Origin of the sequence: Myxococcus sp. CA033 (assembly GCF_013336625.1) — a bacterium.
Taxonomy (GTDB): domain Bacteria; phylum Myxococcota; class Myxococcia; order Myxococcales; family Myxococcaceae; genus Myxococcus; species Myxococcus llanfairpwllgwyngyllgogerychwyrndrobwllllantysiliogogogochensis.
On the sequence record NZ_JABUMU010000035.1, the window covers coordinates 13,828 to 35,066 of the forward strand.

Sequence of the window (21,239 nt, forward strand, 5' to 3'; positions counted from 1 at the left end):
CAGGGGGCTCGTTCTCGTTTCCTTCACCCCGGGGGTGTGATTACGTGGCAGGTCCGTTCGACTGTTCCAGGCTTGCTTGCCTGGTGCACCCCCTCCCGGAGAGACCCATTGGACAACAAGCCCGAGGCCCCCCGAGAGAAGAACCCTGTCGCGGAAACTTTTGAGCGCATCTGGAGTCAGGCGCTCCTGGCCGTGAACACCGCCGAAGAGGAAGCCTCCCGGGCCGTACAGCGGGTGGCGGCCGTGGCGGGCTGGAGCCAGGACGAGGTGAAGCGTCAGGCCCAGGCGTTCTCGGACCGGCTGGCGGGTCACCGCAAGGACCTGGAGCACAACGTGGAAGACAAGGTCCGTACCGCGCTGACCCGGATGAAGCTGCCCCGCCGCGAGGAACTTCAGGCGTTTGGTTCCCGATTGGACCGCCTGGCCGAGCGCATCCAGGCCCTGGAGCAACGTAAGTGAAGGCCCCCGCCCACACGGGCGGGAGGTCTTTCGGTACGCGGTTCTTCGAATCTCTCCACGCCCTGAGTTCCGGCTGCTCCCGACTCCCCTTGCTGGCAGGGGTGGCGCTCGTCATGTCCGCGCGGCTGGTGCCGCTGCTGGAAGAGCGACCGGTGCAGCCCGTCGTCCCCGAGCGCGTGGGGGCAGAGAGTGCTTCTCCGGAAGCCTCCCTCATCGACATCGTGCTGTCCCGCCGCGCGCCGGACCTGGGGCTCACCCTGCGGCGGCAGCTGGGACAGGCCATCGCGGAGGAGGCTCGGACGGCGGGGTATGATCCGCTGCTCGTGCTGGCCCTCATCGACGTGGAGTCCGACTTCGCCGAAGAAGCCGTCTCCGAGAAGGGCGCGCGCGGGCTAATGCAGATCAAGCCCAGCACGCTCCACTTCCTGGCGGAGAAGGAAGGGCTGCGCCTGTCCCGGGAAGAGGTGACGGCGGACACCGCGCTCTGTGTCCGGTTGGGCATCCGCTACCTGCGCTCACTCCAGGACCGCTTCGGTGGCGACCTGGAGCTGGCGCTGATGGCCTACAACGCCGGTCCCACCCGCATCCGCAACGCCATCAAGCAGGGCGAGCTGGAGCGCTTCCGGCGCTACCCGCGGGCCGTGCGACGCGACTTCCGCCGCTTCCGCGAGGGCCATGGCCTGGGTGGAGACTGGGCCCTGGCGCAGCGCGAGGTCCCCATCGCCGAGCCGACGCCCTGACGCGTCAGTGAATCTCCGAGCCGCACGCCCGCTCCAAGCGGGTACATGTGCGCCTTGTCCCGTTCCCCAGGGTGCGCTAAGCGTTGCAAGTGCCCGGGACTGTTGGAGATTCCGAGGAGTGACTACATGAATCGCCCGTTTTCGAGCGCGGCACTCGCCGCCGCCATGGTGGCGTTGTCCCCGCTGGGAGCCCTTGCGGGCTCCGTCTACCTCAACGGTGTGTTGATCGACGGCGTCACCAACCAGAAGTTCGAGAAGGCCACCGTCCGCATCGACGAGGCCGGCAACATCCACATCGACGCACCGGGCTACCGCGCATCGACGTCGAGCGCGACGCCTCCTCCGACGGCTCCCGCGCAGGCCGCCGCGCCGCCCGCGACTCCCGGGGCGACTCCCGCCGCCGCGCAACCCTCCACGCCGCAGGCCATGGCCGTGCCCGCTGCCGCGCAGGGGACTCCTCCCGCCGCCGCCACCCCCGCCGTGGCCACGACGCCAGGGCGCATCACCCAGCGCTACTGGCTGGTGACGGAGCAGACGGTGCCGGGGATGACGGAGTACGACATCGATGTGTACGTCAACTCGCGCTGGCTCCGGAAGCTGCGTGGCAACGAGGACCAGGTGGTCGTCGACGTCACCAAGCACCTGCAGCCGGGGAGCAACCAGGTGATGTTGATGGCGCGGAAGGTCAGCACGGGCTCGAGGCGCAGCGATTCGCCCAAGCACGTGTTCCGGGTCATCATCGGCGAGGGCAACGAGGGGGGCGGGAACGTGATGATCGACAACCCCCTCATCCGCTTCCAGACGACGGCGGCGGAGTCGAAGGACGTCACACAGGAATTCACCCTCACCACGCGCTGACGGGGGAGGGGCCACGGAGAGACACGTCGTGTTCAACCTGGATGAGCGCTACCGCGGCCTTCCCGCGACGCGCGAACAGATCCTCGCGCTGCACACCTCGCTCAACACGCCGCATGTGGCCATCCCCGGCAAGCAGGCCGGACCGTCACAGGCGTTCGTCGTGGGCCTCCGCGGAGGGCAGGGGGCAGCCGTCTTCGTCTACCTCTACCTCTCCGAGGCCGAGGACTGCGCAGTGTACCTGTCCGGCCGCCGCAACATGACGGCGGACGAGTACCGCGACGACGAGGGCGAGGCGCTCGCCTTCGTCGAGTCGCTTGGCTTCATGATGGATGACGCCAACTGGCGCGCGCAGCCGGCGGAGCAGCAGGACGAAATGCTCAAGGCGCTGCCGGTCTTCTTCAAGGACCCCAAGCTCGTGCCGGCGGTGAAGGCGCGCGCGGAGGAGAAGAAGAACGTCACCACCACCCTGGGCCGGTTCCTCGCGGCCTTCTGAATCCCGTCTCCCACTTCCTTCCCGCCGTCGAGAACCGCTCCCATGCTCCGCCTCGCCTCAGCCTCCTGCTCCCTCGCGCTCGTGCTGGCGCTCTCCGGTTGTGTCCATACCCCCACGGAGAAGGAGCGCCGCAGCGCGGAGATTCACTACGACCTGGCGCTCCAGGCCCAGCAACAGGGGCACCTCCAGGACGCGCTGCGCGAGCTGCAGGTGTCCCTGGACAACGACCCGGACTACCCCGAGGCCCACAACGCCATGGGCATCCTCCTGCACATGGCCTTCGGCCGGCCGGCCGAGGCGGTGGGGCACTACGAGCACGCGCTGAAGGTGCGTCCTGGCTTCTCCGAGGCCCGGACCAACCTGGCCAACGTCCACCTGGACCAGGCGCGCTACGACGAGGCCATCAAGCTCTACGAGCAGGTCCTCAACGACATGCTCTACGTGACGCCCTACATCGCCCAGGCCAACCTGGGCTGGGCGCTCTACAAGAAGGGCGACACGGCGCGCGGGGTGGGGAGCCTCAAGGCGTCGGTGACGACCAACCCCGGATTCTGCCTGGGCTACCGCAACCTGGGCATCATCTACGACGAGACGGGCAAGCTGGATGAGTCGTGCCGGCAGTTCTCCCGCTTCCGTGAGAACTGTCCAGAAGCGGCCGAAGCGCACATGCGCGAAGGCGTCTGTCTGGCGAAGCAGGGGCAGGCGGATGCCGCCAAGCAGGCCTTCGAGTTCTGCGAGGCCAAGGCGAAGTCCAGCGAGCAGGAGATGAAGGACGACTGCCGAAGGCTGCTCGAAAAGCTCTAGTCTGCTATCTGGACGTACCGTGGACCACGTCGACTTCGGCAAGTACCTGAGCCAGCAGCGCGACCTCCGGGGCATGTCCCTGGAGGACGTCGCGCGGGAGACCAAGATTCCCCCGACGCTCATCGCCGCCCTGGAAGCGGGGCAGGTGGAGCGGCTGCCTTCACGCATCTTCGTGGTGAACTACATCAAGGCCTACGCCCAGGTCATCGGCCTGTCCCCCGAGGAGGCGGTGCTGCGCTACGAAGAGGTGGACCGCTCGGTGCCCTCTCCGTCGCCCGCGCAGCTCGAGCAGGAGCGCCGCAAGCGGGCCTACGTGGGGCTGTCCGTCCTCCTGGTGGCCCTGGCCCTCGGTGTCTATCTGTTCCTCGTGTTGAGCGGGAAGCTTCCTTCTCCGCTCGCGCGTTGAAGGACGCCATGGAGCGCTACGACGACGATGCGCTCGTGCTGTCCACCGTGGACTACGGCGAGGCTGACCGACTCGTCACGCTGCTGACGCGCGAGCATGGGAAGCTGACGGCCTTCGCCGCGGGGGCTCGCAAGAGCAAGCGGCGCTTCGCGGGTGCGCTGGAGCCGTTCATGCGGCTGAGGGTGCACATCATCGAGACGCGCGGCTCCACCGTTCGGCTGGACACCACGGACATCGTCGCCGGCTACTACGCCGCGCGAGAGGACCTGTCGCTCATCGCCCGCGCCCTGTACGCCGTGGAGCTGTGCCGGGAGCTGACTCGCGACCACGAGCCGCAGCCGGAGCTCTTCTTCCTGCTCGAGAACTACCTGCGCCGCCTGGATGCGAAGGAAGCGGGCCCCACGTCGCTCCTGGCCTTCGAGCTTTCGGCGCTGGCCCACGCGGGCCTGATGCCGCGCTTCGATGCGTGCTCGCTGTGCGGTGGCGAACCCGGAGAGCGTCCCCGGTTCGACCAGGCTCACGGTGGCGCTGTCTGCGAGCCGTGCAGCGTGCGCGCACGCGAAGCCGTCCTCATCCCCGCGGCCCTGCTCTCCGGACTGCGCGCGCTTCAGGAAGGCGAGCGCACGCCGCTCCCGGCTGACCTGCGCGCCCGAGCCCGTGGCTTGCTCAACGTCTTCATCGCCCACCACCTGGGGCGCCGCCTCAAGAGCGTGGACTTCATGGCCCAGGTGGGCCTGGACTGACGACGGGGCGCGGAGCGCGCCACTCGGGAGAAACCATGAGCGAAGGGCAGGAGTCGCCGCTGGACGTGGTGTGCTTCGGTGAGACGCTGGTGGACTTCCTTCCCTCCGAACAGGGCAAGCGCGTGCGCGAGGTCGCCGCGTGGCATCCCTGTCCGGGTGGCTCGCCCGCCAACGTCGCGGTGGGGCTGGCTCGGCTGGGGCTTCGGTCCGCCATGCTGGGCGTGGTGGGTGCGGACGAGTTCGGCCACTTCCTGCGCGAGCAACTCGCTCACGAGGGCGTGAATGTGAGCCACCTGCGTCAGACACCGGACGCTCGCACGGGGCTGGTGTTCATCTCCCTGGATGCGAAAGGTGAACGCAGCTTCACCTTCTTCCGGACCCGCTCCGCGGAGTTCCTCCTGGGCGACACCGACGTGGACGCGGACTTCCTGCTCCAGGCCCGGGCCGTGCACTGTGGCTCCAACTCCTTGCAGCGCGATGAGGCCCGCTCGGCCACGGTGCGGATGCTCACCCTGGCTCGTGACGCGGACCGTATCGTGAGCTGCGACCCCAACCTGCGCCTGCACGCGTGGGAGGACCCGGAGCAGCTCAAGGGGCTGCTCGTGCGGATGTTGCCCCTGTGCACCGTGGTGAAGCTGTCCGAGGAAGAGATTGGCTTCGTCACGGGCACGGAGTCTCCCGAGGAGGCCTTGACGCGACTGTCGTCCCTCGGCGTGCGGCTGCCGGTGGTGACGCTGGGCGAGCGCGGCGCGCTGTTCCTATGGCGCGGTGAGCGGGTTCAGGTCCCCGCGCCTCGGGCCCGGGTGGTGGACACCACCGGAGCAGGGGATGGCTTCGTCGCGGCGCTGCTCCACGGCCTGGTGCGGTGGTACGGCGGCGCCCGCGTGCTGGAGTCCGCCACGCGCGAGGAACTCGTGGCACTGACAACGTTCGCCTGCGAAGTCGCCGCCCGTGTCGTCGAGAAGCCGGGTGCGGTGGAGGGACTGCCTCGCGCGGAAGAACTCACGTCGGTGTGGCCTTCGCGCCCCGTCGCTCGTTGAGGCGCGACAGGGCAGGGGGCTCGCCTACGGTGGGGTGATTCTCGTCACGAAGCTGTCCGACGAGGACCTCCCCGTCACCGGGCCCGAGCCGAAGTCGAGGGTGCCGACGAGCCGCCCCCACAGGACGACATCTCGCAGCCCCACGCTTCCCACGCGCATCGCGGATTGATTGCCGACGTCGCCGAAGGCGCGACCCCAGCGCGTCTCTCCATCGCGGCCCAGCTTCGCCACGAAGATGTCCTCGCCGCCCGCGCTCGTCAGAAGCCCTTCGCCGAAGTCGATGGATGTGCTGAACGAGCCCGTCACGACCACGTTCCCCGCGAAGTCGACGTCCACGTCATAGCCCCAGTCGAAGCCCGGGCCGCCGAAGCTCCGGCTCCAGCGATGGTGGCCCTCGCCATCCAGCGAGACGACGAACACATCGCCGTCGCCGCTCGAGAGGGGACCTCCTCCGTGGTCCACCGTGCCGATGAACGCGCCCGTCGCCACGACGTTGCCCGACGGGTCCGCGGCCAGCCGCCAGAAGGTCTGGTTTCTCAGCGGGCCGAAGCTCTTTGCCCAGAGGGGCTCGCCATGGGCGTCCAGCTTCAGCACGTAGACGTTGAAGCCCGGTACGGAGAGCCAGGGCACGCCGTGGAACGACAGCGTGTCCACATAGCCGCTGCTGATGAAGAGGTTGCCCTCCGCGTCCACCGCCAGCGAGGCGAGGGTGCTCACGGGACCCGCCTCGTAGAGGTTGTTCCACACGGGCGCTCCGCTGCTTCCCGCGAGCCGCACGACGAACTGGTTCAAGAGCCCCTTCGCCGGAATCGGCCCGTCGCCGTAGTCGATGGAGCCCGCGAAGTAGCCGCTCACGTACACGTCTCCGTCGGATGCCACAGCGAGCGTGCCCGTCTGCTGTTGCCCTCCATCTCCGAAGCACCGGCTCCAGACATGCTCGCCGGAGGCCGCGAACTTCGCCACGAAGGCGCGGGGGTAGCCGGGCTCGCCACGGCAGGGCAGCGGGCCTCCTCCAAAGTCCAGCAAGCCCCAGTAGTCACCCGTGATGACCAGATTGCCCTCCGAGTCGACGGTGATACCCGTGGCCTGTTGGTAGCTCTCGTCGCCAAATCGCCGGCTCCACAAGAGCTGCCCCTGTGGGTCGAACCGCGCGACGAGGATGTCCGAGTTCGCCGTGCCCACGAGCGCGGTGTGGCCATCCGGTTGAACCGCCAGGTCTCCAAACCCGTCGACCCCGCCATGGGTCGCGGTCCATTCGCGGCGATTGAGCTCGAGAGGCTGGAACCGTGCGAGAGGCTCCGCTGGCGTGGCCACTTCCGCCCCGGTGCCGCCATCGCATGCCGCCACCAGGGCCACGAGCCACAGGGCGGATGAAAGCCTGAATATCGAGTTCATGCGGACAGGCTAGAAAGGCCCATCCGTCGGATACAAGGCGCACGGGCCGCTCATGTCGGAGTGGTGGCGCCTGCTCTCGCGGCTGTCGTGTACGAGGACTTCTCGTGACCTGATCGGGACGCCGGAGCGGAACCCGCGCACGAGCGCCGTTCATGGTCGCCGACGCACTGGCGCGCGGTGGATTCCTGAAACGGGCCGGTGACGGGGAGGGGCTCGTCCTGGAGGGGGTCGGGATGAAAAGATGGGGCAGCCCATGGCCTTGCCCTCACCGCATGCCTCGCCCGAGGAAGAGGCGTCTCCCCTGGCGCCGTCTCCCGAGTCCCTGACGCTGCTGAGCATCCCGGGGGACTCACCCGAGGCCACGGACTCCTACTGGCTGACCCACGTCTACCAGGGGGACCGACTGCCGCAGTTCACCGCGCGCTCCGTACTGCTCGGCGCGGGCATCGGCGTCATCACCTGTGCCACCAACCTCTACGTGGGACTCAAGACCGGACTCGCCTTCGGTGTCGCCATCACCGCCGCGTTGCTCGCGCATGCATCACATGGACTCCTGCGCCGCCTCACCCCGGGCCTCGCCGGCGCGCCCCTGTCTCCGCTGGAGACGTGCAATGCGCAGACGGTGGCCTCCGCGGCCGGCTATGCCACGGGCGGCGCGCTCGTCTCAGTGCAGGGCGCCTGGCTCATCGTCACCGGCCAGCATCCCTCCGGTCCGACACTCCTCGCGTGGACCTTTTTCCTGTCCGCGCTCGGGGTCCTCTTCGCCGTGCCCTTCAAGCGGCAGCTCGTCGACCACGAGCAACTTCCCTTCGCCTCCGGAACGGCCGCCGCCACCACCATTCGCGCGCTGCATTCGACGGGGGCTGAAGCAACGCCTCGATTGCGTCTGCTCGGACTGGGAGGCCTGCTCTCCGGGCTCGTTACCGTGGTCCGTGATGGACTGGGACGGCTTCCTCTCTCGATTCCATTTCCGGGCTCGTGGGGTGGCTTGCCCCTGGAGCGGCTTGGCTTCGGGCTGGAGGTGAGCTTGTTGCCCATTGGCGCGGGCGCGCTGCTCGGGCCTCGCACCACGGCGTCGCTCCTTTTAGGCGCGCTGCTGATTCACGGAGTCGTGGCGCCGCGCGTGTTCGCCTCCGGGCTCATGTCCGTGGAGAAAGGGAACTTCCTCGAGTGGAGCCTGTGGCCTGGCGCCGCCATGCTCGCCACCGCGTCCTTGCTCCATTTCCTGCTCGAAGGCCGTGTCCTCCGGCGGGCCTTCCGCGGATTGTTCTCCCGCCGCACCTCTCCACCGCATCCCGTGGACGCGCTCCAGGTGCCGCACAGGTGGCTCCTCGCGGGCCTCTGCGTGGTGACGCCCGCGACCCTGCTCGTGGCACATCGAGGCTTCGGTGTTCCGCTCGCGCACGCGGCGCTCGCCATCGCGCTGTCGTTCGTCTTGTGCCTCATCTCCTGTCGTGTCACCGGCGAGACGGATGCCACTCCGGTGGGCGCGCTCAGCCAGGTGACCCAGCTCACCTACGGCGTCCTGCTGCCGCACAACATCCACGCCAACCTCGCGACCGCGGGCATCACCGTCAACTCGGCGTCCTCGGCCGCGGACCTCCTCACGGACCTGAAGACAGGGCACCTGCTGGGTGCGCATCCCCGACGCCTGTTCCTCGCGCAGCTGCTTGGCTCGGTGGTGGGAGCGCTCGCGGTGGTGCCGCTGTTCTTCCTGCTCGTGCCAGACCGTGAGGCACTCGGAGGCGAGCGCTTCCCCGCACCCGCTGCGTTCATCACGGCGAGCGTCGCGCGGGTCCTGTCCTCGGGGTTGGGAAACCTGGAGCCCGCGACCCGCGCGGCCGTGGGCTGGGCCGCGCTCGCCGCCGTCGTGCTCGTCCTCGCGGAGAGGCTGCTCCCCCAGCGTGCCCGGCGCTGGGTGCCCTCGCCCCTGGGCATGGGGCTCGCGTGTCTGTTGGCACCCTCGTACTCGCTGAGTCTCTTCCTTGGCGGGCTTGTTTCCGCCTTGGTGGGATACGTGAAATCCACGACAGCGGAGGGACGCGTGGCGACGCTGGCTGCGGGGACCATCGCGGGCGAGGGACTGGTCGGCGTTGCCATCGTCCTGCTGCAAACGCTCTGGTAGCGTCACGTTCCACCGATGCGCTGCCCGAACTGCTACCGCCGCCTTTTGCCGGGCGCGGCCTGCCCCGTGCACGGCTCGCGAGATGCTGGCGGCCCTGCCAACGAAGGACTGCCGCTCGCGGACGTTCCTGGCGTGCGCGTCGCCGCGCCCCTGGGCAGCGGTGGCTTCTCGCAGGTCTTCACCGCGTATCGGGACTCGGATGGTCGCGAGGTGGCCCTGAAGCTGGGCCATGGACCTCACCACGAGCGCTTTGCTCGCGAGGCCACCGCCCTGCGCCGCGTGGGGCCTCCCACCGTGCCGGAGTTGCTCGAGCACGGCGTGGCTCGCGGGCGTCCCTTCCTGGTGATGGAACACCTGCATGGCCAGACGCTCGCCGCGTGGATGGCCGCGCTGCCCGGCTCCGGCGCCGCGTCGCTGTCGCATGTCCGGGAGATGCTCCGTGGGTTGTGCTCGGCGCTGGAGCGGACGCATGCCGCGGGCGTCGCGCACCGGGACCTCAAGCCGGAGAACGTCTTCCTGCGCGAAGGTGGCGCGCTCAGCCTGCTCGACCTGGGCCTGGCGCGTTTCTATGACGTCGAGGGCGACGACCTGGCGGACGAGCTTCTTCCGGGCGTGACCCCCGCGGGACAGCGGCTGGGCACGCCGCTCTACATGGCTCCAGAGCAGTGTCTCGATGCCCGGCTCGCCAGCACGTCGGCCGACATCTACTCGCTGGGAGTCCTCCTCTTCGAGTTGCTCACGGGCGCGCCCCCCTTCGTCGGCAGCCCGGAGCAGATCCGCCACGGCCACGTCAGCTTGAGACCGCCCCGTGTCTCGGAACGTTGCGCGCTTCCTCCCGCGCTCGATGAGGTGCTGCGCACGTGTCTGGCCAAGTCCCCGACGGAGCGCTTTGCCCGGGCTCCCGATGTGCTCGCCGCTTTCGATGCGGCCTGTCACGTCGCGGTCTCTCCGAGCGTCGTCCAGCCCGGCGAAGTCCCCGCCGCCTCGGCGCTCCAGGTCGTCGGCTCGGGAGTCCGGCACGTGGCGCTGCTGGGCCTGCATGCCTCGCTGTCCGTGGATGCGGTGCTGGCCGCCATCGAACCGCAAGGAGGCGTCATCGCGCGTGTGAAGCGCGGTGGCTATGTCATCGCCTTCGCCGAGTCGCTCACCGCCGAAGCGAACGTCCGCGCCGGCGCGCTCACCGCGCGGCGACTGGTGGAAGAGGGCGAGTCCTCGGCGGTCCTCCACCTCGCGGAGCTGCATGTCCTCGTGGGGACCTCCACGCTGCGGATGGCGGGGCCCGCCCTCGACGCGACGGGCGACTGGTGGCCCACTGAATGGGTGCCGGGCGAGACACGTGTCACCGCCGCCGCAGCCGCGCGACTGGAGCCAGGGGCCACCGAGGCGGTGGCTTCCTCGGAGGCGAGCGTCGTCGAGTCCACGCCCGTCGGCGGACGACTGCGGTTGCTCGACAGCGGTGCCTCCAGCTCAGTGTCGGAGCCGCCTCCGCTCGTGGGGCGCGAGCCATTGGTCGACCTGCTCATCCAGGAGGCCACGCGCTGCCTCACCCTCGGCGTGCCCGGCTTCTCGGTCCTCACCGGTGACGTGGGGCAAGGCAAGTCACGGGTCATCGAGGCGCTCGCGACACGGTTGGAGGCCGAGGGCCGTGCCCAGGTCTTCCGCCTGCGCGCGGCGGCTCCCGACGTCTCGGCTCCGGAGGCCATGCTGGACGTGCTGCGGGCCTCCGTCGGCGAGGGGGCATCGCCACTCCCCGAGACTCCTCGCTCCGGACCCATTCCCCTCGCCGATGCGCGCCACGCCGCCGCGCGCTGGCTCGCCGAGGCGCTCCGACACCGCGCGCGCGAGACGCCTCGCGTGTTGTTGCTGGATGATGCCCACCTGGCCGACCCCACCAGCCTGGATGCGCTGGAAGTGGCCACGCTGGCTGGTGCGTCCGCTCCGCTGTGGGTCTGCGTGGTGGCTCGACCCGCGCTGCTCGGGCTGCGTCCTCACCTGGGCGAGCGTAGCGCGCACGCGTCGCGGCATGTCCTGCCGCCCCTGCCGCCCGAGGCCAGTCGCGCCTTGCTCCTGCACCTGCTTCGTCCGGCGGAGCATGTCCCCGAGCCCGTGCTGGCGCGCCTGGAGCAACTGGCCCAGGGCGTGCCCCTGTCCCTGGTGGAGCTGGCGGTCGCACTGAGGACCGCCGGGGCGCTGCGTGCCGCGCCGGGCGGGGGTTGGTACATCGCCCCGGACGCGCTGCTGGACGTGTCTGTGACGCCGCTGTTTCAGCGCCTGGCCACGCGCGTGCTCGCGGGACTGCCCGAGGCCCATGGCGTGCTGGCGCGCCTGTGCGCGGTGCTGGGCTCCGAGCTGGATGTCACGCGCGTGGACGCGGCCCTGCGGTACCTGGAACCGCGCGACGAACAGGTGGGCGTGGCCACCTCGCTGGACGCGGGCGCGGGCTTGCAGCGACTCGCTCGCGCCGGACTGCTGCGACCCATGGGCCTGGGGCGCTTCGCCTTCCGTCATCCGCTGCTGCGCGAGGCGCTCGAAGCACTCCTTCCTCCCGCGACACGCCGCGCACTGCATGCCGCCGCGCGCCAGGCCACCTCGGGCAACTCGCCCGCGGAGCGCCGTCGTCGCGCGCACCATGCCGCGGCCTGTGGCGCGCACGAGGAGGCCGCCATCGCCTTCCTGGTTCTGGCCGAGGAGGCGCGTCGTGCGCACCAGTCGGTGGAGGCGGAGCAGCACTTCACGCGCGCCCTCTCCCTGCTGCTGGAAGAAGACACGGGGCGCCGGGCACTCGCGCTGGCCGGACGCGGCCGTGTGCGGCATCGCCTGCAGCGCTTCCATGAAGGGCTCGGAGACCTGGCCGCGGCGCGAGTCCTCGCGGAGGGCCGCGGCGACATGGCCCTGTCTTTGGACCTGCTGCTGGAGGAGGCCACCGCGCGTGACTGGATGGAGGACGTGGATGGCTCGACGGCGTGCGCGCGCGAGGCGCTGGAGCGAATCGAACACCTCGATGACCCGCGCCTGTCCCTGCGCTGCTCGCTGGCCCGGGGCCGTCTGCACGTGCGTCAGGGAGAGTGGGGCCCGGCTGCGCGCATCCTCTCCTCCGTCGTCGAGGGCGCCGAGGGCGCGCGCGAGCATGAGACGCTCGTCGTCGCCCTGGCCATGCTGGGCTCTGCGCTGACCTTCCTCCAGCGCACGGAGGAAGCCGCCGCTCGTTTCGAGGAGGCCGTGTCGCGCTGCGAGGCCGCCGGCGATGCGCTGCACCTGGCCGCCACCCTCATCAACCGCGTGTTGTTGTGGCTGGGGCAGGGCGACGTGACGCGAATGGAAGGAGACCTGCGCCGCGCCATGGGCCTGGGCCGCGAGCTGGGCCACGCCCAGGTGGAGCGTTGGTCCACCTTCAACCTCGCGGAGGTGCTCTACATGCAAGGGCGATTGGCGGAGGCCCTGCCGCTGGCGCGTCGCTCGCACGAGCTGGGGGTTCGCTTCTTCCTCGAGCACCCGGTGCCCCTGGATGCGTTGCTGCTCGCGCGCATCGGCGCCGCGCTGGGCGACCTGGGAGAGGCGTCCCGACAACTGCGCTGGATTGAGTCCCATTGTCCGCCGGCGTCCCTGCCTCCCACCGCGGTCATGCGTCGGTTGGTGGAGCTCCAGGTGCGCGAGGCCGAGGCCGGTGCGGGCTCACATGAGTCCCGGGCCTGGCATGCCCTGGAGGAAGAGGCGCGAGAGCTGGCCTCCCCCGACGAGAAGGCGGAGCTGCTCCTCCAGGCCGCGCACTCCGCCTTCGCCGCCCGCAAGCTGGCGGAGGGCCTCATCTGGTTGGCCCAGGCCGAGAGCGCCGTGTCAGCCGCGCCCCTGTGGCGCCCCCGGCTCGCCGCCCTCCAGGACGTAGCGAGGCGGGTGTAGCGCGAGCCGCTACAAAGCCGCGCGGACGTGACCTTCCGCGCTACAGCGGACGACCTGCCAGGGCGGCTTCGAGACGGCAAGGTGACCGGCGGCGCGCTGGCCTGGAGCGTGCTTCTGTAGGGGGTATTTCGCCAATTCCGTGTTTTTCACTGGAGGAGCGTCCATGGGTGTCACTGTCCGTCGCCCCCCGTCGGGAATCGTGTCCGTGCTGTGCCTGGTCCTGGCCGGCTGTGGTGGAGGAGGAAGTGGGCCCACCACCCCTCCAGCACCCGAGGTCGGAGAGAGCCAGGCGGAGATTCGCATCGCCAACTCCCTGTCCACCGACGCGCTCGTCCTCAATGCCATCGGCACCAACCCCGAAGCCAACGGGCTGCTGGCGACGACGAGGCTGGTGGACCTCTTCAGCCCGCTAGGTGGAGACCCGCGCATCCTCAAGCAGCTGCATGACCCGGACGCGCAGAAGTTCATGGAGTACCTGGTGAGCTGCGCGCTGGGGCCCAACCAGACGCTCTGGTACTACAACCCCCGAGGTTCGAACCCGGGCCCCCGCGTGTGGGGTGGCAAGGCGGGCCTGTGCACGCAGTGGCTCACGTCGGCTCCCTCGCAGGCGTGTCTCAACCGGGTCTCCGCGTGCCTCCTGTCGCGCAACAACGCGCTGGGCCGCCGAGTGGAGCTGTCCATCCGGGGCGAGGTGCCGGGAGACCCGAGCATCTTCTATCTGGAGGCCGTGACGAAGCCCGCCGAGTACGAGCCGACCACGGCCGTGAAGCTCGACAGCTTCGCCCTGTGTACCGGGAGCGAGACGGGCGCCCAGCGCGACTGTGGCTGGACGGCCGACGGCATCGGCGCGTGTATCCCGGGGTCGACGGTGTCGTTGGGCGCGGGGGGAGTTGTCTCGTGCCCCGGTCCGGCGGTGGGGGCCAGCTCGGGTGCCCAGATGGTGTTGCGCGTCTGCTCGGGAGTCGTCGGCTGCGATTCGGCCCGCACCACCAATCTGGGCGAAGGGGACTCGAGCTGCGCTGGCTCGGAACCCATTGTCACCTTCACCTGCCCCGCGGAGGGCTACTACAGCGTGATGACGGCGCCGTGGGACAGCGACGACGCGGGCACCGCGAGCGTGGACGTGTCAGCTGACTCGCCCGCGCGCTATGCGCTGTCCGAGTCGCAAGTGTTCGCGGTGCGCGAGGGCGCCTTCTACGGCAACGTCTTCGACCCGAAGGCCCTGGCCACCAAGGTGTCCGTGGAGGAGGTGCAGGTCGGTGGCGAGCGACCGCGTTTCGTCGTGGTCGGCGACGACGCCATCATCGAAGGTGCCATCTACAGGAAGATGTACTCCTGCTACGACCCTTCCTGGGGCGACGGCGCGGCGTACTCCTCGCATCGCGTCTGCGCGCTCCCCAACGCTGGCGCCAACTGCGCGGCCACCGTCGCGGGGCCGTGCTGGGGCTCCGCCGTGAAGCCGTCCCTGCCAGGCAGGTGCGAGGTGAATGACGGCCCGCAGGTGCCCGGAGACGGCGACTACGAGCGGTGCAAGGACCCCTACGGGAACATCTGGAAGGAGCCGGTGACCACGTTCCTCCATGACCCGTGTGGGCCCGTGAGCGATGACCAAACGGGCAAGCTGTGCGGCCGCACGGTGCGACCGCGCAAGGAGCGCTAGTCGATGACGACGGGAGGCGTGGAGTCGCTCTATGGCGAGGAGCTGCGGCCAGGAGCCCTGGTGGGTCGTTGGGTGGTGGAGCGCGTCCACTACCGAGGCCCGGTCTCCACCCTCTATCGTGCTCGGGACGTGGGAGGCGGAGGCGCCTCGGCGCTGAAGGTCCTCCAGTCGTCGGCGCTGACGACGGACACCGCGCTGCGCCGCTTCCGTCGCGAGGCGGCCACGCTCCAGCGGCTGAGTCATCCGCACATCGTCGGTGTGCACGACTATGGCGAGCTCCCGGATGGCAGGCCCTTCATCGCCATGGAGTGGCTGGAGGGCAGGGACCTGGCCGCGGAGCTGGCGGCGCGGGGTCCTCTGTCCTCACGTGAGGCGCTGGAGGTGCTGGAGCAGGTGGGCGCCGCGCTGCGGGTGGCCCATGCCGCGGGCGTGGTGCACCGGGACCTCAAGGCGCAGAACGTGATGAAGCTGTCCGGGAGCGGCGAGGCTCTCGTGGTGAAGCTGGTGGACTTCGGCGTGGCGAAGGGGCTGACGGCGGACTCGCCCGGTGCTTCGTCGCTCACCCATACCGGCGTGGCCCTGGGCACGCCGCTGTCCATGGCGCCGGAGCAGATTCGCGGTGAGGCGCCCGATGCCCGCACGGACCTGTACGCGCTGGGCGTGCTGCTGTTCCAGCTCGTCACCGGACAGCCTCCCTTCCAGGGCGCCACCCGGCATGAAGTCGAGGAGCAGCACCTGCACGCGCCCCCTCCGAGGCCCGGCGAGCGAGCCCCGGTGCCCGAGGCGCTGGACGACGTGGTGCTGCGCTGTCTGGCCAAGAATCGCGAGGACCGCTACCCGGACGTCGTCGTGCTGCTGGAGGACCTGCGGCGCGCGGTGGGAGGAGAGAAGCCGCGCGAGGCCCAGGGCCACGCGGTCGCGCTCTACGCGGAAGCGCGACTGTCGCGGGCCCCCGACTCCGCGCTGCTGGAGCGGATGGACTCCCTGCTGGAGCGGACCGGCGCGGTAGCTCGGGAGGCGGGGCTCGAGGTGCGACTGGAGGGGAGCGGCTGCCTCATGGCGCTGGCGGCTCTGCCCGATGACGCCGTCTCCGAGCGCGCCGTGCGTGAGCGTGTGCTCGCGGCGGCCCTGTCGCTGCTGGAGGGCGCGCGCGACTCCCGCGATGCGGACGGCGTGCCCGTGGAGCTGGCCATCACCGTCCACGTGGACCGCCTTCCCAGTTCAGAGGGACGCGGGAGCGCGGACGGCAGCCTGCTGCACCTTCCCGGCTGGGTCGCGGACTTCCAGGACGCGGGGCTGGTGGCCACCGGGGCGGCGCTGCGGGACTTGGAGTCGGGCTTCCTCGCCGCGCCGTTGCCGGGCGGCGGAGCCATCTGGTCCCGCGTCACCGGCCGACGCTGACGCTCACGGCTTGATGCCGTGGCGGCGCAGCAGTCGGTAGAGATGCACCCGGTCCATGCCCGCGGTGACGGCGGCCTGGGCCACCTTGCCCTGGTGCTTCTCCAGCAGCGCACGCAGATAGCGCCGCTCGAAGTCGTCCACCGCGCGGCGGCGCTGGTCCGCGTAGGGCAGGCTGGGGTCCACCTCCATGGGGTTGCCCGAGCGCGACTCGTCCTCGGTCAGCTCCACGGCTTCCTCGAAGACGAGGCAGCGCTCCAGGTAGTTGCGCAGCTCGCGCACGTTGCCGGGCCACGCCGCGTAGCGCAGGCGCGCCAGGAAGTCCGGCGTGCGCAGCGAGGCCGTGCGCTCGCGGTCCGCGCCCAGCGAGCCGAGGATGCCCTCCACCAGCAGGGGCAGGTCCTCCGGACGCTGACGCAGCGGGGGCAGGGGGATGCGCAGAACCGCGAGCCGGAAGAAGAGGTCCGAGCGGAAGCGTCCCGCGTTGACCTCCGCGCGCAAGTCACGGTGCGTGGCCGCCATCAACCGCACGTCCACCGGCTGGTACGTGTTGCTGCCGACGCGGCGAATCTCCCGGTTCTCCAGCACGCGCAGCAGCTTGGGCTGCAGCTCCGCGGGCAGCTCGCCAATCTCGTCGAGGAAGACGGTGCCGCCAATGGCCTCCTCGAAGACGCCCGCGCGGCGATGGACGGCGCCGGTGAAGGCGCCCTTCTCGTGGCCGAACAGCTCGCTCTCCAGGAGGTGCGCGGGGATGGCGCCGCAGTCCACCACGAGGAAGGGCCCGTCCTTGCGGCGGCCCGCGTCGTGGATGGCCTGCGCGGCCTGGCTCTTGCCCGTGCCCGTCTCGCCCTCCAGCAGCACCGTGACGTCGCGAGACGCGGCGCGCTCCATCATCGCGAAGCACACGCGCATGGCCACTGAGGCGCCCACGAGCGTCCCGAAGCGCGTGCTCTCCGACACCGGCAGCCGGTTGTTCTCCGCGCTGAAGTCGAACCGCAGCACCACGCGGCCCAACCTCAAGAGGGAGCCGCTGCGCAGCACGCCCTCCATCACCTGGACGCCATCCAGGATGACGCCGTTGAGGCTGTCCAGGTCCCTCACCTGGGGGCCCTTGGGGCCGATGCGAATCTCGCAGTGGAAGCGCGACACGGTGGAGTCATCCACCGCGAAGTCGTTGAGCGGGTGCGAGCCCACCGAGCAGGTGTCCGCCGTGGACTCCCACGTGCTGCCGGAGTTGGTGCCTTCCACCACCGTCAGGCGGAAGCGGCGCACCGTCGACGCGTCATAGGCACGGCGCCCTTGCTCATAGGGCAGCGTCACGTGCAGCGCTTCGTCTCCTGAGTCCCGGGCCTCCAGCTTCCAGAGCGAATCGTTCTGCACGTCTGGAGTTAAGGGGGTTGTGCGGGCCCGGTCGGAAGCAGACATGAGCTTCAGGATAACATGGCCGCGTGACGCCGAGTCTTCGCTCATCCATCTCCGCCTGCCTGGCAGGACTCCGGGGAACGCCCTCGCGGAGACCCGGCGCGGCGAGACACCGGCCGGGCTCCGCGCCCCCCACTCCGCCCCCCGGCCCCCCTGCGACACAGAGCTCACGGCCGTGGTGGGTTGCTCCCGACCGTGTGGCGAGCCTGGGCACTGCAGCGGGTGTGCCGCCATACCCGCTCCCTGGGTTGTCCGGCGCCCACCGACGGACGGAGTGACTTGTAGCGCTACAAATCCCGGTCGCCTGTAGCGCGGAGGGTTACAGCCAGGCCCGGTCCGCGCGTCGATGACCGTCATCGATGGGCTCGATTGGGCTCATCCGTCCCCCGTCGCTAGGTACGTGATGCCGCCACCCCGCACCGCGAGGAGGGCGAGATCGCATCCCCGCACCCGGGGATGCCCAGCAAAGGAGAGCACCATGTTCAAGAAACTCATCCAGGTCCTTGTCCTCGCGAGCGCGGGGTGGAGCGCGGCAGTGGTCGCCGCGCCGCCCCAGGGCACTCCCGTCGCGCGGGGGCTGTCGAGCCGCGAGGCCATCCAGGACTGGAAGAAGCAGCACGGCAACTGGGGGCGCTGGGGCCAGGAGGATCAGCTCGGCACCGCGAACCTCATCACTCCAGCCAAGCGCAAGGAGGCCGCGAAGCTCGTTCGCGACGGTGTGTCCGTCTCGCTGGCGCACACCCTGGAGACCCGGCAGGCCGCGGACGTCCCCTCACCGCTGGAGCGCCAGATGCTCTTCCACGGCGAGGCCCCCGAGTCCACGTACAGCGCGGACCACCTGGGCATCGGTTTCCATGGTTGGTCCCACACGCACCTCGACGCGCTCTGCCACGTCTTCGACGAGGGCCGGACGTACAACGGCTACCCGCAGTCGAAGGTCGATTCGAAGGGCTGCTCGGTGCTCTCGGTGAACGAGGTGCGCGACGGGCTGCTCACGCGCGGAGTCCTCATCGACATGGCCGCGTTCAAGGGCGTGCCGTACCTGGAGCCCGGGACGCCCATCCACGCGGCGGACCTGGAGGCGTGGGAGCGCAAGACGAAGGTGAAGGTGTCGAGCGGTGACGCCATCATCGTCCGCACGGGGCGCTGGGCCCGCCGCGCGGCGGTCGGGCCTTGGGACGTGTCCTCGAAGTCACCGGGACTTCATGCGTCCAGCGTGGAGTGGCTCGCGGCGCGCGGGGTCTCCATCGTCGCGACGGATGTCGGACTGGACGTGCTGCCCTCCGGGGTGGAGGGCGTCGTGATGCCCGTGCACGTGCTGCTCATCAACACGCTGGGCGTCCACGTCATCGACAACGCGGACCCGGAGGCCCTGGCGAAGGCGGCGGCGGCTCGCGGACGCTACGACTTCCTCCTCAGCGTCGCGCCCCTGGCCATCGAGGGCGGGACGGGCTCGCCCGTCAATCCCATCGCGACCTTCTGACGGGAGCGCTTCGGGGGCGGGGGCGTCCGCGCCGCCACCCGGGTGGCGGTGTTGTCCTCGCCGCTCGACGTGGCGGCGAGGAACATCGCCTCGCGCAGCCAGCGGTGGCCCGGGTCGGAGTCGCGCGAGGCATGCCAGCGCATCACGATGCTGTCCGCGGTCAATGCCAGGGGTGGCGGGCTCACGCTCAGGCCAAAGGCCTTCGCGCTCGCCAGCGCCGAGCGCCGGGGCAGCAGGCCGAGCAGCCGCGCACCGCGCAGGAGGTGGGGCACGCTGAGCGCGTGGGTCGTCTGAACGGCCACGCGGCGGCGCAGGCGGAGCTTGGCGAGCGCGTCATCCACCGCGTCGCTGGAGTCCGCCCGTCGCGACACGCGGACATGCGGAATGGCGAGGAAGTCTTCCATGGACAGCTGCGTGTCCACGCGCACGACGCTCGGGTCGAACACGACCAGATAGCCCCCGGCGCAGAACAGCCGCAGCTTGTGATGGGGGGCCTGCTCCATGGGTGGACCCACGAGCAGGTCCAACGAGCCGTCATCCAGCATCGCCAGCCCCCGCGCTTCCTGGAGCGGAGAGAGGGAGAGGGTGACGCCCGGGGCCTGCTCCGCGACGAGCGCGAGGAACGGCGGCACCAGCGAGGACTCGAGTCCGTCGGACAGGCTCACGCGGAAGTGGCGCTCCTGCGTGGCGGGGTCGAAGGGGCGCTGGGTGAGCACGGCCTGGAGGCACGCGAGCGCATTGCGCACGGGCTCCGCGAGCGCCTGCGCATGGGGCGTGGGGACGACGCCCGTGGGCGCGCGGGTGAAGAGCTCGTCGCCGAGCAGCTCGCGCAGACGGGCCAGGTGGTGGCTCATCGCGGGCTGGCCCAGTCCGACGCGGTGGGCGGCCCGGGTGACGTGGCGCTCGCGCATGAGGGCGTCGAACGCCACCAGGAGATTCAGGTCCAGTCGGGAGAGATGCGCGTGGTCGATGGGCTGCATGGCTTCGCGTCTCCTTGCCAGCCGCAGGGATAACGCAAAGCCGGCGCGGATGCCCGGGAGACGTGGCGCTAGAACGCCAGGTTGAGCTGCAGGGTGATGAGCTGGGAGGTGCCCGCGTCCTTGGGGATGACGACGGAGGCGGCTTCCGCTCCGGCGGCGGCCTCCTGGTGGGCCAGCTGGTAGCGCAGCTTGAAGGCGAGGTGGGGGGCGTTGACGAACCAGCCCAGCTGCGCTTCCGCGATGTAGAGCAGGTCGTCGTCCAGATCGAAGCTCGGGTTGAGGAAGCTCAGCCGCACGGCCGCGTCGAGCACCTTCTTGTAGAAGACATAGTCGGCCTGAACCCATGCGCCAAAGCTGGAGAAGTTTTGCGAAGCGTCCTGCGGGTCCGTCCGGCTGTAGTACAACTCGCCGAAGAAGCTGAACCTGCGCGCCTGGATGAAGAGGTCCACGCCGCCGGTGATGAAGCGCCGGTCGCCTTCACGGAGGATCTGGAAGACACCGGACTCCGGGTTGAAGTTCTCCTTCACCTGCGTCACCTCGCCGCCCGCGCCCTGCAGGGTGAAGGACACGTTGAGCGGAGGCGGCTCCTTGTCTCCCGACATGATGTACGGCAGCTCGCCGTAGCCCGGCTTGCCCATGGGCGAGAACGTCGCGCGTGCGTTGAACTGGTACTTGCCGGGCTCGGAGCGGATGGAGCGCAGCGGCGAGCCGCCGAAGATGCCCACGTAGTACTCCAGGTGCTCCATCGTCCCGAAGATGGTCACGCCCTTGTCGCGGCCCGTCCAGTAGTAGTTGGCGATGGTGGAGAACTCGGGGAAGAGGATCTGCTGCGGTCCCCAGGACTCGTGCCGGCTGAGGGGCGTGTACTGCTGCCCCGCGCGGACGCCCACCTCGTCGATGGGCTGGATCTCCACCAGCGAGTCGAGCAGGTAGATGGGCGGATCCGCCAGCTCCAGCGACGTCCAGAAGCGAATCCACGGCCGGTAGATGTTGCCGCGAAGGATGGGGCGGAGGAACGAGAAGGCCGTGCGTGACTCCGCCTTGCCATCCAGGAAGACGGGCTCGAGCTTGTAGCCCGCCTGCAGGCCGATGCCGAGCAGGTAGTTCCCATCCTCCGACTGGATGTGGAAGCCGTTCTTCTCGTCGTAGCCCCCGGTGAGCGACGGCTTCTTGTCGTCGTCCTTCTCTTCATCCTCCGCGTGGCCCACGGCCGGTACGAGGAGTCCAGTGCCCATCGCGACGACGGCCGTCGCCACTCGCATCCAACGCATACCCTGTTCCCCCGAATGAGCGCTGCCCGCGCCTGTGCTCTCACGCGAACCCGAGCGGCACTCTG

General features: G+C 70.0%; 17 protein-coding genes. 13 read left to right on the top strand and 4 right to left on the bottom strand.

Annotation, left to right across the window (positions count from 1 at the left end; translation table 11 throughout):
* The first annotated feature begins 108 nt into the window (after positions 1–108).
* From HUA78_RS43165 to HUA78_RS43200, 8 genes are all read left to right on the top strand, one after another.
* A complete protein-coding gene (locus HUA78_RS43165; protein WP_141642645.1) occupies positions 109–459 on the top strand; it encodes a phasin family protein in 351 nt (116 codons plus the stop codon).
* Positions 456–1,199: a lytic transglycosylase domain-containing protein gene (locus HUA78_RS43170; protein WP_174458972.1), complete on the top strand. Its 744-nt coding sequence runs from the start codon at positions 456–458 to the stop codon at positions 1,197–1,199. Before HUA78_RS43165 ends, HUA78_RS43170 begins: the two co-directional genes overlap by 4 nt.
* A gap of 126 nt (positions 1,200–1,325) precedes the next feature.
* Positions 1,326–2,057 carry a hypothetical protein gene (locus HUA78_RS43175; protein WP_174462381.1) on the top strand — a complete coding sequence of 244 codons (732 nt, stop codon included), beginning with the start codon at positions 1,326–1,328 and terminating at the stop codon, positions 2,055–2,057.
* A gap of 28 nt (positions 2,058–2,085) precedes the next feature.
* Positions 2,086–2,550 carry a social motility and stimulation tgl protein gene (locus tag HUA78_RS43180; protein ID WP_141642642.1) on the top strand — a complete coding sequence of 155 codons (465 nt, stop codon included), beginning with the start codon at positions 2,086–2,088 and terminating at the stop codon, positions 2,548–2,550.
* 42 nt (positions 2,551–2,592) lie between these two features.
* Positions 2,593–3,354 carry a social motility TPR repeat lipoprotein Tgl gene (gene tgl / locus HUA78_RS43185; RefSeq protein WP_174458974.1) on the top strand — a complete coding sequence of 254 codons (762 nt, stop codon included), beginning with the start codon at positions 2,593–2,595 and terminating at the stop codon, positions 3,352–3,354.
* A 19-nt stretch (positions 3,355–3,373) separates the two neighbouring features.
* A complete protein-coding gene (locus HUA78_RS43190; RefSeq protein ID WP_174458975.1) occupies positions 3,374–3,760 on the top strand; it encodes a helix-turn-helix transcriptional regulator in 387 nt (128 codons plus the stop codon).
* A gap of 8 nt (positions 3,761–3,768) precedes the next feature.
* Positions 3,769–4,503 (top strand): DNA repair protein RecO, encoded by a 735-nt coding sequence (gene recO, locus HUA78_RS43195; protein WP_174478847.1) that lies wholly within the window; start codon positions 3,769–3,771, stop codon positions 4,501–4,503.
* A gap of 35 nt (positions 4,504–4,538) precedes the next feature.
* Entirely contained in the window at positions 4,539–5,543 is a 1,005-nt protein-coding gene (locus tag HUA78_RS43200; protein WP_174478848.1) for a carbohydrate kinase, read from the top strand.
* 24 nt (positions 5,544–5,567) lie between these two features.
* Here the strand turns inward: HUA78_RS43200 and HUA78_RS43205 are convergent, their stop codons facing one another.
* The gene (locus HUA78_RS43205) at positions 5,568–6,938 is read right to left on the bottom strand and encodes a hypothetical protein (protein WP_174478849.1); all 1,371 of its coding nucleotides are present in this window, start codon (positions 6,936–6,938) and stop codon (positions 5,568–5,570) included.
* A gap of 253 nt (positions 6,939–7,191) precedes the next feature.
* Here HUA78_RS43205 and HUA78_RS43210 point away from each other — a divergent pair, with 253 nt between their 5' ends.
* The 4 genes from HUA78_RS43210 to HUA78_RS43225 all read left to right on the top strand — a co-directional run bounded on the left by HUA78_RS43210 (position 7,192) and on the right by HUA78_RS43225 (position 16,021).
* Positions 7,192–9,063 (top strand): OPT family oligopeptide transporter, encoded by a 1,872-nt coding sequence (locus HUA78_RS43210; protein ID WP_174478850.1) that lies wholly within the window; start codon positions 7,192–7,194, stop codon positions 9,061–9,063.
* 15 nt (positions 9,064–9,078) lie between these two features.
* A complete protein-coding gene (locus tag HUA78_RS43215; RefSeq protein ID WP_174478851.1) occupies positions 9,079–12,960 on the top strand; it encodes a serine/threonine-protein kinase in 3,882 nt (1,293 codons plus the stop codon).
* Positions 12,961–13,123: 163 nt separating this feature from the next.
* The gene (locus tag HUA78_RS43220; protein ID WP_174478852.1) at positions 13,124–14,620 is read left to right on the top strand and encodes a hypothetical protein; all 1,497 of its coding nucleotides are present in this window, start codon (positions 13,124–13,126) and stop codon (positions 14,618–14,620) included.
* 3 nt (positions 14,621–14,623) lie between these two features.
* Positions 14,624–16,021, top strand: a complete 1,398-nt coding sequence (locus HUA78_RS43225) for a serine/threonine-protein kinase (RefSeq protein ID WP_174478853.1) — start codon at positions 14,624–14,626, stop codon at positions 16,019–16,021.
* A gap of 3 nt (positions 16,022–16,024) precedes the next feature.
* On the opposite strand, the gene HUA78_RS43230 is transcribed toward HUA78_RS43225, so the two are convergent.
* Positions 16,025–17,443, bottom strand: coding sequence for a sigma 54-interacting transcriptional regulator (locus tag HUA78_RS43230; protein WP_174459008.1), 1,419 nt, complete (start codon positions 17,441–17,443; stop codon positions 16,025–16,027).
* Between the two features lie 475 nt (positions 17,444–17,918).
* Between HUA78_RS43230 and HUA78_RS43235 the strand changes: the two genes are divergently transcribed.
* On the top strand, positions 17,919–18,923 hold the full coding sequence (locus HUA78_RS43235) for a cyclase family protein (protein WP_174462385.1): 1,005 nt from the start codon (positions 17,919–17,921) through the stop codon (positions 18,921–18,923).
* Here HUA78_RS43235 and HUA78_RS43240 read toward each other — a convergent pair.
* The gene (locus tag HUA78_RS43240) at positions 18,842–19,903 is read right to left on the bottom strand and encodes a LysR family transcriptional regulator (RefSeq protein ID WP_174462386.1); all 1,062 of its coding nucleotides are present in this window, start codon (positions 19,901–19,903) and stop codon (positions 18,842–18,844) included. The two genes, HUA78_RS43235 and HUA78_RS43240, sit on opposite strands and share 82 nt — an antisense overlap.
* 68 nt (positions 19,904–19,971) lie before the next feature.
* Positions 19,972–21,174: a porin gene (locus tag HUA78_RS43245; RefSeq protein ID WP_174458985.1), complete on the bottom strand. Its 1,203-nt coding sequence runs from the start codon at positions 21,172–21,174 to the stop codon at positions 19,972–19,974.
* Positions 21,175–21,239: the final 65 nt, after the last annotated feature.